This window comes from Nocardia yamanashiensis NBRC 100130, from assembly GCF_001613325.1.
GTDB lineage: Bacteria > Actinomycetota > Actinomycetes > Mycobacteriales > Mycobacteriaceae > Nocardia > Nocardia yamanashiensis.
Genome location: NZ_BDCD01000033.1, coordinates 75762 through 89907 on the forward strand (window position 1 = coordinate 75762; position 14146 = coordinate 89907).

At 63.7% G+C, this 14146-nt stretch carries 14 protein-coding genes; 11 read left to right on the forward strand and 3 right to left on the reverse strand.

Annotation, left to right across the window (positions count from 1 at the left end; all coding sequences use genetic code 11):
• Positions 1 to 60 precede the first annotated feature (60 nt).
• The gene (locus NY1_RS33525) at positions 61 to 705 is read right to left on the reverse strand and encodes a DUF8713 domain-containing protein (RefSeq protein WP_067721165.1); all 645 of its coding nucleotides are present in this window, start codon (positions 703 to 705) and stop codon (positions 61 to 63) included.
• A gap of 238 nt (positions 706 to 943) precedes the next feature.
• Between NY1_RS33525 and NY1_RS33530 the strand changes: the two genes are divergently transcribed.
• The 8 genes from NY1_RS33530 (at position 944) to NY1_RS33565 (ending at position 9178) form a co-directional block, all read left to right on the forward strand.
• Positions 944 to 1576: a hemerythrin domain-containing protein gene (locus NY1_RS33530; protein ID WP_169815434.1), complete on the forward strand. Its 633-nt coding sequence runs from the start codon at positions 944 to 946 to the stop codon at positions 1574 to 1576.
• Between the two features lie 152 nt (positions 1577 to 1728).
• On the forward strand, positions 1729 to 4242 hold the full coding sequence (locus NY1_RS33535; protein WP_067721167.1) for a sensor histidine kinase: 2514 nt from the start codon (positions 1729 to 1731) through the stop codon (positions 4240 to 4242).
• The gene (locus NY1_RS33540; protein WP_067721168.1) at positions 4235 to 4639 is read left to right on the forward strand and encodes a roadblock/LC7 domain-containing protein; all 405 of its coding nucleotides are present in this window, start codon (positions 4235 to 4237) and stop codon (positions 4637 to 4639) included. Before NY1_RS33535 ends, NY1_RS33540 begins: the two co-directional genes overlap by 8 nt.
• Positions 4640 to 4651: 12 nt before the next feature.
• Positions 4652 to 5044 carry a DUF742 domain-containing protein gene (locus NY1_RS33545; RefSeq protein ID WP_067721169.1) on the forward strand — a complete coding sequence of 131 codons (393 nt, stop codon included), beginning with the start codon at positions 4652 to 4654 and terminating at the stop codon, positions 5042 to 5044.
• The gene (locus tag NY1_RS33550) at positions 5025 to 5663 is read left to right on the forward strand and encodes a GTP-binding protein (protein WP_067721170.1); all 639 of its coding nucleotides are present in this window, start codon (positions 5025 to 5027) and stop codon (positions 5661 to 5663) included. The genes NY1_RS33545 and NY1_RS33550 overlap by 20 nt, the downstream gene beginning before the upstream one ends.
• Positions 5660 to 6703 (forward strand): 3-oxoacyl-ACP synthase III family protein, encoded by a 1044-nt coding sequence (locus NY1_RS33555; protein ID WP_084535845.1) that lies wholly within the window; start codon positions 5660 to 5662, stop codon positions 6701 to 6703. Before NY1_RS33550 ends, NY1_RS33555 begins: the two co-directional genes overlap by 4 nt.
• Positions 6704 to 6708: 5 nt before the next feature.
• Entirely contained in the window at positions 6709 to 7758 is a 1050-nt protein-coding gene (locus NY1_RS33560; RefSeq protein WP_067721205.1) for a pyridoxal phosphate-dependent aminotransferase, read from the forward strand.
• Between the two features lie 196 nt (positions 7759 to 7954).
• The gene (locus NY1_RS33565) at positions 7955 to 9178 is read left to right on the forward strand and encodes a hypothetical protein (RefSeq protein ID WP_169815435.1); all 1224 of its coding nucleotides are present in this window, start codon (positions 7955 to 7957) and stop codon (positions 9176 to 9178) included.
• A gap of 107 nt (positions 9179 to 9285) precedes the next feature.
• Here the strand turns inward: NY1_RS33565 and NY1_RS33570 are convergent, their stop codons facing one another.
• On the reverse strand, positions 9286 to 9636 hold the full coding sequence (locus NY1_RS33570) for an Imm8 family immunity protein (RefSeq protein WP_067721172.1): 351 nt from the start codon (positions 9634 to 9636) through the stop codon (positions 9286 to 9288).
• 2 nt (positions 9637 to 9638) lie between these two features.
• Positions 9639 to 10166, reverse strand: a complete 528-nt coding sequence (locus tag NY1_RS33575) for a hypothetical protein (RefSeq protein ID WP_157762617.1) — start codon at positions 10164 to 10166, stop codon at positions 9639 to 9641.
• A 634-nt stretch (positions 10167 to 10800) separates the two neighbouring features.
• Here NY1_RS33575 and NY1_RS42335 point away from each other — a divergent pair.
• From NY1_RS42335 to NY1_RS33580, 3 genes are all read left to right on the forward strand, one after another.
• Positions 10801 to 11289, forward strand: coding sequence for an ABC transporter permease subunit (locus tag NY1_RS42335; RefSeq protein ID WP_233434601.1), 489 nt, complete (start codon positions 10801 to 10803; stop codon positions 11287 to 11289).
• Positions 11286 to 12221 (forward strand): class I SAM-dependent methyltransferase, encoded by a 936-nt coding sequence (locus tag NY1_RS43260; RefSeq protein WP_157762618.1) that lies wholly within the window; start codon positions 11286 to 11288, stop codon positions 12219 to 12221. The genes NY1_RS42335 and NY1_RS43260 overlap by 4 nt, the downstream gene beginning before the upstream one ends.
• Before the next feature lie 749 nt (positions 12222 to 12970).
• Positions 12971 to 13621 carry a hypothetical protein gene (locus NY1_RS33580; RefSeq protein ID WP_157762619.1) on the forward strand — a complete coding sequence of 217 codons (651 nt, stop codon included), beginning with the start codon at positions 12971 to 12973 and terminating at the stop codon, positions 13619 to 13621.
• Positions 13622 to 14146: the final 525 nt, after the last annotated feature.

Genomic DNA, 14146 nt, shown 5'->3' on the forward strand with positions numbered 1-14146 from the left:
GAAGTTCCAGGGGTAGTCCTGGCTCGGCTCACCGCAGCTGGCGGAAGTCGTTCGGGGCGTTCAGTCGGTGAGCAAGTGCGGTCCGACTGACAGTTGACGGGAGTGTCGGTACTCGAGAATCGCCTTCAGGTTGTCCAGTTCGAGCCCGTGTCCCGGTCCGAAGATGCCCCACATATCGCCCACCCATTCGCTGCGGCCTGCCGGAGCTGTTTCCGGGTAGGGATTTTCGTTGTAGTACGGGTGGCGGCAGTTCGTCCACAGCACCACCGAGCCCGGCCGTCCGAGTACCACCTCGGCCGGGACGACCCGCATCAGGTAGACCATCCAGAGATCGTCGCCCTGGTCCCAGGCGCAGTGATAGTCGACGGTCAGCGCTTCGCGATTCGCGACGACCCGCATGAAAATCTTGGTCTCGGCGCCCAGGGTGTCGACGCCCTGGAAAACGCCCGGCGTAGCGGTCGGTTCGAAATCCCGTGTGCTGTAAGTCCACTCCGAAAGACTATGAATATTCGAAAGATAGTCGAATACTTCTTGCGGCGGGCAATCGATATAACCCTGAACGGTGCAGTAGTCGCGATAGAAATCCTCGTAGACGTAGGCGGCCTGGGTGACCGCCGCACAGCGGGCCATCACTTCGCCGATGCCGACCTGTTCACCGCGGACCAAACCCGGAATGTCGAAAAGCTTTTGCTCGTCTATCTTCATGGCCCGAAGCTACACCCGCCGGGGGCGGCATTCCCAAGCGTGGGAAGGGGTGGTGGCCGTGGGCAGAGCAGCTGGATTACTGTCGCGCACACGTCAACCCGTCCCGGGCACGCAGGTGCCCTTATCGAAAAGCCGCATTCTCGAATGCAATTCGGCGAGCACCTCTGCGCTCGATGAGAATTCCTGCCCACGCCGGGCTGAAATTGCCTGCGAGACCCGAACTCCACAGGAGCTGTTCATGAGCCCGTCCCTTACCGGCTTGCCCAGTGGCCACCAGACCATGCTGCTCGCGCATCGCGCGATGGTCACCGACCTACCCCGGATCGCCGCGGCTGCTTCACGTTTGGCGGAGAGCCCGGACTCGGATCGCGCTCGCGCTTTGAGCGCCTACATCGATCGGGTCCATGCGCTGATCCATCACCATCACGAGGGCGAGGATGCCTTCCTGTGGCCGCGTCTGCGCGGCCTGGGAGCCGACGAGGCCGCGCTCGCGCTGCTCACGTCCGAACACGAGGAGCTGGACAAGTTCCTCGTGGAGTGGAGCCGGGTGGGCCGTGAACTGGCCACCGATCTCGGTGTCGCCGAAGAGCTGGCGCGCATTACGACGGAAGTCCACTCTCGCTTGGTCGCCCACGCCGCAGACGAGGAAACGGAGTTGGCCGGCCGACTGGCCCCGGTCCTCGACAAATCGGTGTGGAAGGGTTTCGAAACCTATATGCGCAAAACGGCGCCGCTGTGGACACTGCGATTCATGCCGGCCTGGCTGCTGCTGGTCGCCGGCCCGGACGAATTGGCCGGGGTTCCCGCCCTGCCGGTAGCACGACTTTTTCGCGGCCGACTCGTCCGCACCCAGCAGGCGGCGCTCGGCTGACTCGCGCGGGCAGTCACCAGATCGACTGAGAACAGAGAATTCGGTTCACTATGCTTAAATTCCCTCGCAGGTTCAAAGTCACCCCGAGCGTTCGATTTCGTATTCTGTCGATCGCGCTCATCCCCAGTTTGTCATTGCTGGCTGTCGGTGGCGTGACAGCGGATTACTTTCTGCGCCAATCCCAATCGATTCAGGACTGGTCGGACGCGATCAACAAGACGGCCGGTCCCGCTTTGGAATTCGTCGAGGCGGTACAACAAGAGCGCAGCGCCAGCATGCTGGCGCTGGCGGGCGACCCGTCGGCCGCGGCGACACTCGGGCCGCAGCGCGCTCGGCTCGACGCCGCATTGCCGCCGATGATGGCGGCCGGCGACGACCTGATCAAGCTCTTCCAGGGCGAGGTGGGTGACGCCGTCGCCCAGATGCAGGCGACGTTCGGTCAGCTTCCGGTCATCCGCCAGCGCATCGAACTGGGCGCGGCCCCGATCGATGAGGTCTACGAGTACTACAACCGGGTCATCCAGACGGTCATCCTGGCGGGCCGGCTCGCCGCACGGACAGCCACGGTGCCGGAGGCCGCCAACGAGCAGGACACCGAGGTCGGCTTGTTCGCCACCGCCGAGGCGATGTCGCGCAGTTCGATCCTGGCCGCGAGCGCGACGTTCAAGGGCGGGTTCACCCCGGCACAGCAGGAGGAGTACTCCAAGCTGGTCGGTTTCTATCGCATCGAACTCGACAACCGGGTCACCCAGCTGACACCGGAGGAGACCGCGGGGTACACCGCCTTGGTCTCGAGCGCGGCTTGGCGGCAAATGGCCGCGCTGGAAAAAACACTGCTCCAGCGCACCGCGATTATGGCAACCCCGCCCGCCGCGGCGCCCGACGCCGGATCAACTCCGGCACCGGCGACGGCGACAGCGCCACTCCCGGCGGGCACGCCACCGCCCGCAACGACATCGGGAATGTCTGCGCCGCACGCCACCTCGCCGGTGACGTCGCCTAGCAGTAGCACCGAAGTCGGAGGTGCCCCGTCCGCCGCGAGTGGCGCGCCGGTCGCCGCGAGTTCGGCGATCGCGCCGCTGGCCGAATGGAAAGATGCGTCCGACCAGGTCAGTTCCCAGCTGCGCGGCATTTGGAGTTCGCACCTGCGCTATGCCGGCGTGGTCGCCGAAAAGGAAGGCAGCAGGCTTTCCCGTAAGTCGGTGCAGAACGGCCTGGCGGCCCTGACCTTGTCGGTGCTCGCGTTCATCGCCGCGATCCTGTTGTCGCAGCGTCTGATCCAGCGTTTGCGGCGGCTACGGGCCGAGACCCTCGCGATCAGCGAATCACGGCTGCCCATGCTGATGAACCGGCTGCGTCGTACCGAAACCATCGATCTGGACAAGGAATTGCCGCGGCTGAACTTCGGCCGTGACGAAATCGGCCAGGTCGCAGCGGCTTTCGACCACGCACAGAAGGCCGCCACCACGGCCGCGGTGAACGAGGCGCAGACCCGCCAGGGCGTGCAGGCGGTGTTCGTGAACATCGCGCGCCGCAGCCAGACCACCATGCATCAGCTGCTGGGCATGCTGGAGCAGGCCGAGCACCGCCACGACGACCCGGACACGCTGAAGATGCTGTTCGAGTTCGACAATCTGGCCACCCGGGCCCGGCGTAATGCCGAAAACCTGGTGATCCTGGGCGGCGAGCAGCCCGGACGGCAGTGGCGTAACCCGGTACCGCTGCACGATCTGGTGCGCAGCGCCGTGACCGAGACCGAGCACTACTCCCGGGTCCAGATGGTGCGGCTGCCCAATGTGCCGGTGGTCGGTTCCGTCGTGGCCGACCTCATCCATCTCATCGCCGAACTCATCGACAATGCCGCCACCTTCTCCCCGCCGCAGACCCGCGTGGAAATCTCCGGCGAGCTGGGCGGGGCCGGACTGATCATCGAGATCTCCGACCTGGGCATCGGCCTGGGTCGGACCGAGATCGCGCGGATCAACGAAACACTCGCTGATCCACCGGATTTCAGCATCTCGACCTTGTCCTCGGATTCACGACTGGGCTTGTTCGTGGTGGGCCAGCTGGCCAAGCGTCATCAGGTCGCGGTGCGGCTGACCGAATCCGACTATGGCGGCATCCGCAGTGTCGTGCGGTTGCCGTACGAACTGGTGGTCGTCGACCAGGACGAACTGCCGACGCCCGCCGGCGCGATCGCCATCGACCGCGAGAAGCCGCGATCCGGGGCGCACCGCCTCGACCGTGAACCCGAACGGCCCGAGCTGAGTTCGCCGCGCCGACCGGCGCGGGTGTCGCTGGCCAAGCAGCCGGCTCCCCGGGCCGAAGAGCCGACGCCCATCGACGATCCGGACAGCTTCCGGCAGCGGCCGATGACCGCAGCCTGGGGCGAGAGCGCAAGTTCCGGCGAATACGTGCCGGATGATGTGGACGCTCCGCGCTTGCCGCAGCGCAAACGGCAGACCGCGGCCGCCGCGCCGCCCATCGCGCCGATGCCTGACAGCCATCCGAGCGTGCGCATCCAGCGAGATCGGGTCTCGGGGCAGGGCCGGCCCTCCGATCTGTGGACCGCGCTGCAGGCCGGCACCAAACTCGGCCGCTCGGGTGTGCCAGTGGGCTCGCCGGGTGAATCCATGTCCGACAACGAAAGACAGTGGAATGACTGATCAGTACGCCAAGTTCAACTGGATTCTGGACGATCTGGCGGGCCGGCTCAAAGGCGTTCGCTATGTCGTCATGCTGTCCAACGACGGCCTGATGCTGGGGCACTGCGCGGAGATCTCCCGCGACGACGGCGAGCGCTTCAGCGCCATGGCCTCCGCGCTGCACAGTCTGGGAGCAAGTGCCGGAAGGCAATTCGCGGTCGGCGATCTGCAACAGGTGATGGTCGAGCTCGAAGAGGCCATGTTGTTCGTGACCTCGGCCGGGCCCAATGCCAGCCTGGCGGTGCTGGGTGAGGCGAACGCGGACTGGGGTTCGGTGGCGCACGAGATGAACCTGACCGTGCAGCGCATGGGAACCTGGCTGTCCGCGCCGCCGCGCCACAGCAACCACACTCTATGATCGACCGCCGCCATGGATCGGGAACGGGACGACATCTACTACGACGAAGCGGCCGGTCCACTGGTGCGCTTGTACGGGGTGACGCGCGGGCGCACCAGCGATGTGCGGCCCGAGCTGAGCATGATCACGATCGTGGTGGCGGTCGAGGGTGCGGCGGATCCACGACTGCACCGGATGGACCCGGAGTACGAGCGCATCGTGGAGCTGTCGCGGCACCCCCGGGCCATCGCGGAGATCTCGGCTCGGGTCGGGCTGCCGCTGCGGGTGACCCGAATTCTGATCGGCGACCTGATCGCGGACGGCTACCTGAGCATCAGTTCGGCGCGCGCCCGGCACGCCGTCAACGACAAGAACGACACCGCCGATCTGCTAAGGGCGATACGTGATGGCCTACTCAAACTCTGACATCGTGCAACCGACGGGGATCACCTCGGCGAAGATTCTGGTCGCGGGCGGCTTCGGGGTGGGCAAAACCACCCTGGTCGGCGCGGTCAGCGAGATCGCGCCGCTGTCCACCGAGGAGACGATCAGCGCCTCCAGCGCAGGGGTGGACGACCTCTCCGGGGTGGAGTCGAAGGCGACCACCACCGTGGCGCTCGACTTCGGGCGGATCACGGTGAATCCCAAGCTGATCCTCTATTTGTTCGGCACACCCGGCCAGGAGCGGTTCCGGTTCTTCTGGGACGAGTTGACGGCGGGAGCCCTGGGCGCGGTCGTCCTGATCGACCCGCGACGCCTGGATATTTCGTTCGCCAGTATCGACTACTTCGAGCGCCGGAATCTGCCGTTCGTGGTCGGGGTCAACTACTTCGACGGCGGTCACCGATATCGGTTGTCCGATCTGCGGGCCGCGCTCGACCTGGACGAGCGGGTGCCGCTGCGGTACTGCGATGCGCGAAATCGCGATTCCTGCAAACAGATTCTCGTCGGACTGACCGAGTATCTCCTCACCCGGCTGGAAGATGTTCCGGAGCAGCTGGGTCCCGCCACCCCGGCGCTGCCGGCCGTCCGATCGGATCGTTGATCGATGTGAGCGTCACAGTGAGCCTGGCCGATGTCTCCAGTTACCGGCCCGGAAAACCCATATCCGCCCAGCATTACGCGCATGCGCACGCCAGCGTGGGCGCGGCTTCGGCGGTGATGTTCGATCCGCCGCGCTTCCGGCACCACGTCGGCCCGGGGGAGACCCCGGCCGATATGGCCGAACGGGCGCTCGCGCCCCTGCTCGCCCGGCACGGGCGGGAGTTCCTGCGCGAAGTGGATGTGCTCATCGTGCACACCCAACTACCCGAGACCTGGTTCGCCGGCAATGGTGGCGAGGTCGCCACCCGCTTCGGCATCGAGCCGGAATGGCTCATCGATCTCGCCAACGGTGGCTGCGCCAGCTTCGTCCATGCGCTCAAGCTCGCGCGGGAGATCCTGTGCGGCACCGCGGCCCGCAGTGCCCTTGTGGTCACCGTGACCAACACGGCCGGTCAGATCTTCGACCAGCCTGGGGTGCGGACCATGCCGCAGGGCGCGATTCCGGGCGACGGCGCGGGGGTCGCGTGGCTGATCAAATCGGATCGGTCGCCGATTCTCGATATCGAGGCCCGGCACCTGCCCCGGTACGCCGGTGAGATGACCTCGATCTCCGACCCGCCGCGGCGCTATTGGGAGCCTGGCGCGGGAGAGCATCATCTCGGTTTCACCGAATCGAATGTCGCGGCGGTCCTCGAACGCGGCAACCGTATCGTGCCGGAGGTGGTCCGCGCTGTCTGCGCGCGAATCGACGTGCGGCCCAACGCACTCGGCCTGTTGGTGACGAATCAGCCCAATCGCCGGTTCCTCCGCAACTGGCACGAGGCCCTCGAACTGCCCGCCGACCGGCACCCCGACACGTTCGAGGAATGCGGAAACCTGTTCGCCACCGCCATGCCGTTGACCTTCGATCACGCGGTGTCCACGGGGCTGGTGCCGAGGGGCAGCGTGGTGGTGTTCGCGGGGTTCGCGCACGCGGGAGACTTCGCGGGCGCGGCGGCCATACGCTGGGACGGACGGTATTCCAGGGGGCACGAGTCATGACGATCATGCTCGAACGCGTGCGATATCCGTTGGGGCTCAACGAGAATCCCTACGGTCCGCTGCCGTCGGTCCGGCACGCGCTGGAACGAGCGGTGCTGTCGACCAACCGCTATCCGGAGATGCTGCCACACGGATTGTCGCGGCTCATCGCCGACCGGATCGGATGCCCGCCCGAGCAGATTGTCGTCGGTGCCGGGGCCACCGGCGTCATCCATTACATCCTGCAAGCGTTCGTCACGGACACCCTGCCGCGGGTGGTGCTGGCCGACCCGACCTTCGACGGCTATCCGATATTGGTCGAGGCGGTCGGCGGGCATGCGATTCACATCCCGTTGACCTCGGACGGATTTCACGATGTGGATGCGATGGTCGCGGCCGCCGACGACCGCACCGCGGTGGTCGTGTTGTGCAATCCGCATAATCCGACCGGCACCCAGCTCGGACCGCACGAACTGCTTGGTTTTCTCAACCGCATCGACTCTCGCACCGTGGTGCTCCTCGACGAGGCATACATCGACTTCGTCGACCCCGAGCTTCGGATGGACGCCATGACGCTGCTGGCGGCGTTTCCGAATGTCATTGTGGTAAGGACTTTTTCGAAAGCCTTCGGATTGGCGGGCCTGCGCGTCGGGTTCGCCGTCGCCGACCCACGCATCGCAGCCCATATCGCCGGCCGGCAGATCCCTTTCGGCATGAACGCCCTCGCCGAGGTCGGGGTGGCGGCCTGCTACGCGGCCGAGGACGACTTGAACGCGCTCGTGTACGCGATCACGAACGAACGGGACCGGCTGTCGAATGCTCTGCGCCGGCTCGGTTATGCGCTGCCTGTCAGTTCGGCGAACCATATCTTCGTCCCACTGAGCGAGCCGGATTTGATACATCGCATCGCGGACGCCTTCGCCTCCTCGGGAATACGAGTGCGCCGGTATCCGACAGGTATGCGTATCACCGTCGGTACCCGAGCCGCTAACGAGACGGTCCTCGCCTGCCTGGCGGCCGCCCGCGACGAGGCGCTCGACACCTCGCCTGAGGGCCAGCGTTTCTTCCCAGTCTGACGGCCCCGCAGGGCAATTCGATTGCCTTCTCCGTCTGCCGAAGCCACTGACGTCACCCCGTGCGGAGGTAAAGCATCTTGCTGGATGACCAAGCCGTGGCGATCGGATGGCGGCTTGTGGGCGGCATCGATCGGGTTGGGCTCAGCGCCGACTTCCCAGTGCAGCGGGGTGCGCCTATCGCAGCGGTGAGGCCGGCTTGAGCAATGGCCTGATCCGAGCCCTCGGAAAGATCATGGAAGATCTACTCCACCTGACCAGGAAAGGAGCAGGGGGAGCTGCGGACCTACCCCGAGGTGCCGCTCGCTTTGCCGGGAAAGACGTCCATCTGAAGGTGGACGCCGACAGCCGCATCGGATGGGAAGTCGAACAATCAGGCAGCGAGTTGAGAACGGCCCGGTCCCATGCGATCCAGGAGGGCAGCGATCTTGGTCCTGGGCGAAACCTGTGTGCTCCGCCGCCGGACGGAGTGTCATTGACCCGAGCCAGAAGGCAGCTGGACGTCGAACTGAGGCGGCGATTCGGTGAGAATGGACCGACCGACGAGGAACTATACGACTTCATATCCGACCGGCGGCCGACACGGCTGGAGCAATACGCCATCATCGATCGGAAAATCGAAGAGACTGCGGTCGCTCTCGGGCGGGACCAAGCCGAAGTGCGTGGACAGATGCGGCGAGAACTGAAGAACGCGCTCGACGGGAAGCCGATCGCTATCCGTGTCCGCGACGACAAACTGGTGGCCATCCTCGAAGAAGGGCGCATCAGGGGCGCTCGCACCCCAGACGGCGACCGCGCCCATTCCGAAGCTGAGTGGTTCGGTCCGCATGTCCACGACAACCCTCCCGTCTACGGCTATATCGCCGTGGATGGAGTGCGCCCATCACAGCCGGGCATGATCGATGCGTTGTCGCAACTCGACTACGGCGACAATCAGATCTACCTGAAGCCGGAGGTGAGGTCACGAACAACCGTCACCTTCGGTGACTCGCTGATGGAGAGAGAGCGGTCGATACCCTCTCCGCTGAACAACCCTTCGGAATATTCGTATGGCGCTGGGATGCATCGTGTGGCTCTCATCGATCGCGACTATCTCGGCGCAGAGTTTCGCGCCAACCATTTCATCGAAGCCCAGATGTTCGATATCACCACGGCGGACATCGAATTCATCGGGTTGCACCAGCCACCCGATGCTGTGTTGCGGCAGGCGCTGGACCAGTCCGGGGCCAATTGGCGGGTGTTGACCAATCGCACCCTTGCGGACGAAGGCAGCCCCGCCGAACAGACGGCGGCAATCGTCCGGACGAGGCAGGACTTGGAATACCTTCGCAACACACCACCTGTGGTGCGGTCGCGGTCTGGACCTCTGGAAGCTGAACTGGCTGCCGACCTACGAGCATTGAGAGATTCCACCGCAAGGTGAACGAGCGGCCACCGATCGATAGACGCCAGGGGCATGCACGGCACGCCCGGCGGCGGATCCGAGCCGGGTGGGTAACGATCGAGACGTTGCGATCCGGTTTGCCTGCACTACGGGCGGTAGTCCTGGAATTCCCATTTGGCGATCCGGCCGATCCCTACGGCCAGTTCCTCCCACGTCGGCCGTTCGAGATCCCGAAGGAAGTGATCGATGTATGCGCGGATCCCCGCGATATCGATTCGGTCGAGAACCAGCCGAAACTTTTCCGATCCGGAACCGAGCACCGAGTCGGCTCGTGCCTGGGCCTGCGGTGTACAGACGACGAGATCGAACGACTCCTCGCCCGGTGCCCCCTCGGGGCCGATCATCAACTGCACCAGCAACGTATCGATCGATACCTCACCGGTGCCGTCTGCGATTTCGGCGTCCGGGCTGTGAAGTCCTTTGAGCTCGGCCTTCATTCTCATTCCTCGATCGCCAGGTGGGCGTTACTCTCCCTGCCTACCGGGATGAGATCGCCACTCGTAGTTGGCTTCCACTCCTCGGCCGGCTTCTGCTGGGGCGGACGGTATTGCCGCAACTTATCGCTACTGACCAACCTATAGGTGTCGTTGTACGGCAGCCAGTCCGCATCGGCACCGGCCCAGGCTAGACCTGCGGCGTCAGCTTCTGCTCGGTCACCGGTACCGATGCCGAAGTTGCCGGTTCGTGAGCGGGCGCTGTGAACAATGTCGGCTACCTTCTGTCGATCAGGAAAGATCGGATACACGCCGTCGGACAATCGCGGAGTCAACGCATCCGCGCGAGCATTCCGATCTGCCGCGACCACGCTACGGCCGTCGACCCTATGCTCCACGGCGTCCCGCAGCCGCGCAGCCCCAACTGCATCGCCTTCCATCAGATGCCGGGGCCCTGATCGCAGCCCGAGGTCGGTCAGGTGCCCCATCTCGCTGCGGACTTCCTGAACATACCTCTCGAGATATGCGGTCATCCGGCTAGCCATCGCGACCATCTGATCCGCAACCCGCCTTCCGGATGAGCCCGGCGGGCACCGTGACACGTCAGCCGATAATCAGAACTGTTGTTATTAGGGCTGATTCGGCTTAGTCGAGTGCCGTTTGCTTGACGTGGTACAGGAATCGCCGACCTTCATCTCACCGGTGACAAACGTGACTTTGCCGGCACCGCAACTCAACAGGAGTGCCGTTCCGCCGAGGAGCAATGCACCGCCGAGAACGCCGGCAAGAGACACGACGTCGCGGTCGAAGCATCGCGCTTCCGTATACGAGCCCTTCTCTGGAGAGCTTGATTACGACGACGAAACCCAGGTCGCGGGCTGGGGCTGCTCGGAGCTTAATGGCGACCGTGATTCCTTCCTATGAATGGGAACATCGAGTTCGCCGGCCCAGGCACCTCCTCGATCTCGTGCGGTCGTCTCCATGGCTCCAGGTCAGCCAGCCTTCGAGTCGCTCATTCCGTCCTGCGTCCATGCCGACGTTGCCCGCTGACTGTGATCGAGCTTCCCGCTCCTGGGGTTGTCCGGATTGCGTTGTCGATACCAATCAGCTTTCGTATCGCATTGGCGGGCTGGATATTTCGGCCTGCGGACAGATTGGATTCGGCAAGTGACGACGGTGATCGCAGCGGAGTGTCCTGCCATGGCTCGCCACAAGCACCGCGCTGGCCGCGTGCAGCGGGCCGAGCACCGGCAATCACGTGCAAAGCCACGCACCAAGATCCTGCTGTTCATGACCACCTCTGCCGTCAGATGGGTGGTGGGTTCGCGCGAACTGCTGCGGTTCGACGGTGTCCATGCCGGTTACGGCGTGGGATCGGAGTTTCAGTATCTCGTCGCCGCGGTCGTCGGAGGCTGTCTGCTCATTGGCGGTTTCGGATCTGTGGTTGTCACCGCGATCGGTGCGTTGACCTTCGGCATGGCTCGACAGGGGACTGTTTTCGCCCGCTGGAAACAGCGACTCGTTCATGCTGTTCCTCGGGATCCTCCTGCTGTCGGTGGTACTGATGAACACCGAGTTCGTCAAGCGCACCGAGAGGGCACGCCTGTGAACGAGCTGATCGAAACACACGCGGCCGTTTGTGGCAGGTCGACATGACGAATGCATTGAGCCGGGCTGCGATAGCCTTACGGGATTCAATAGGCGGCCTCGTCAAGCGGGCTGCGCATATGATATCCGACGAGAATTATGCGGCCGCTATCGAAAGAGTGAAATATTCGACGAGCAATCTGGAAATCAGCGATTGGCGATCTGGTGAAGCAGTCAAGATTTCGGGGCTGGAAAGCGGACTACACGATAGCTTCAGACCGAGAATTGATGGCGAGATCTTACTCACACCATTCGGATATCGCAGCGTAGAGGCCATCGAGGTTCCATTCGACATAGATGGGAAACGGGTGTCGCTGACCATCGAAGGCAGCGAAATTGGGCGCTGGCGAGTCAGGCAACCGGAACCGCCGACGGATCCGTGGCAAGATCTCCGATACAAGATGGCTTACCATTCCAGATACTTGACAGAAGAAAGTCCGGATGATCTTGTCCGAAGTCTAGTGAGGAGCCACCCCGAGTTACCGGACATACCTGCTGCCAGATTGGACCTGTCCCGGCTGCTGAACGAGACCGACGCGGCACCTGATGGCACGAGATTGGTGGTGGGAGGAGGTCATACCTATCGCAATCCAGCTGTCGGCGAAGTGTTCCTGGATGTCTCCCCAGCTGTGCGCCCGGACCTACGAGCCGATGTCGAGGATCTTCACCTAGTTCCGAACAGTTCCGTGAATGAGGTTTTCTACGAGCGCCTACCACCCTACTCGCTCTCCGACACCGGCACCCAGGCACCCGCCGAGATTTTCCGTGTATTGAAGCCCGGCGGCCGCCTGAGAGCATGGGGAGGGTTTCCTGGCTATCACGATGAGGAAGTAGCAATCAGAGATAATCTCATCGATGCAGGATTTCAGAATGTTCGGCTGTATCGACCATTGCTCCACCGCACAGGCGCATTGGTAACGGCGGAGAAGCCGGTAATCTGACCTGTTCCGGCTCTCCACGCTCACCCGGCCGCTGTCGCGTTTCTCTCGCCAGGCCGCGGTCCGCTATTGCGTCGTGGTGCAACTTAGCGGGCCGAGGAAGAGTTCGGGGTGGCACACCGTGGGGATCCCAGGACTCAGCGCCGCTGGTTCAGCCAGAGGTCATCGATGTCGACCGTTTCCGGGGGTTGAGGTCCAAGTCCACGGTGTAGCCTTCCTGTGTTTGGTGAGCGGTTCGATAAGGGAGCCGAGGGCAATAAGGTCGCGTGAGGATCGGAATACCTCCCAGGCGAAGCAGGACAACGGTTCGACACCACCGAATCCCGCTACAACTTTCGATTCGCCGACGACCACCGAGCCTTTCTGGCAGCCAGACTTCCCCGCCTAGGGCAGCTCGTGGGCGTACTGGTCAATTCTCGGGCACGCGAAAAGCAGTTCAACCGACACCACCGAACGGCCGATGCCCAGAACCCACGACACGGACCGGACGCACTTGATCATTTGTGCAGCAAAGACATTGGGCTTAGGCACACGACGGCGTTGCCCATTTCCTGAAAGTCGGCGCCAACGAGCTACCTCAGATAGCAGCACCCTCTGTGCGGCAACCTGCCGACGGTGGGACGATCGCGCTGAGATCACGCATGTGTGGATCAGCATCGCGATCAACCCCGTCGACTCAGGGGTGGTGCCGCCCTCTCACCAGTGGCGACAACCGACACCAGTGACCGCTGGCCGAAATCTAGGCTCCCGGCATGAGCATGGCGCATACTGGGAAAACCCGATCAGGGAACCAACGTCTGCGGTCAGTGATCCGCCGGTATCTCCTGGTCGTCTGCACCGTCGTGGCTTGCTTTGGGTTACTCGTCTCAGCGAGCGATCCGGCCACTGCCCAGTTGATGTCGTTGTCGCCCTTGCTGGTCCTCGATGGGATCTTCGTGGCGCTTGTGATGTGGTTGGTGGTCCTTGTCTACACGGTCCTGGCGGTCCGATCCCGGCGGCTCCTGATACCCGAGCTCGGCCTTCTGGCTGCTCCTATTCTGGTGATCGCACTCACGGCCGCCCTATGGAGCAAAGACCTGCCAATGGCTGTGCGCTGGCACCTCTCCGCACACGCCTTCGACGATGCGGCACAGCAGGTAAGTGCCGGAACCGATCCACGGACCTTCGAAGGTGACCGCTTCGGCCTCTATCGCATTCGTGGCGTGCAACGCCTCAGCGACGGCATCTACTTCCGGACCGGACCAATGGCAAACCATTGCTCGGAGGGAAGTGGCTTTGCCAAGCTTTTCGACCGCCGACCCGCGTCACGGACATCCCGTCACCTCAGCGGTGACTGGTATTGGTTCTGCCGCACCAGCGCGACGGTTGACGTGCCTGACCACCCCATCGGCAGCGGGTCCTAGCCAGTCGTGACACCGCGGCCTGAAGCCGGGGAACCAGTACCGATTCAGCGTCGCGTCCTATGGTGTCCAAGGACGCGTGGCCTGATATGGGCCCTGCTTTTCGCACGAAACTACCCTGAACCAATGATGCTGCCTACCAATGGGAATCACCTATTTGAGGGGTGGAAACACTGCGGTGTCGCGCGCGAGGATGGCACGCTCGGGCTCGAGGAGGAGGTTGCGACCGAGGTATGGTCGTCGGAACAGGTCGACGAGACCATCACCGACCTGCAATTATCAGCCGTGTGCGCCGGACTCGAGCTGGAGCTGTGCCACAGTGTCGCGCCACGGTGCGGACGTCACTCACGGTGGCATGTGGTTCGGGCCGCAATGGACACCGCTGTCGATTCGGCGGGCGCGGTTACGGGCTCGGGAGTACGGACCCGCACCCAGCGGGTGCCGGCCGAGTCACTGCCTTTGTAACCGCGTTCCTAGCCCTGCCCGCACCGATATCGGTGCTCATCGATCCTCTGTGGCAATGACACA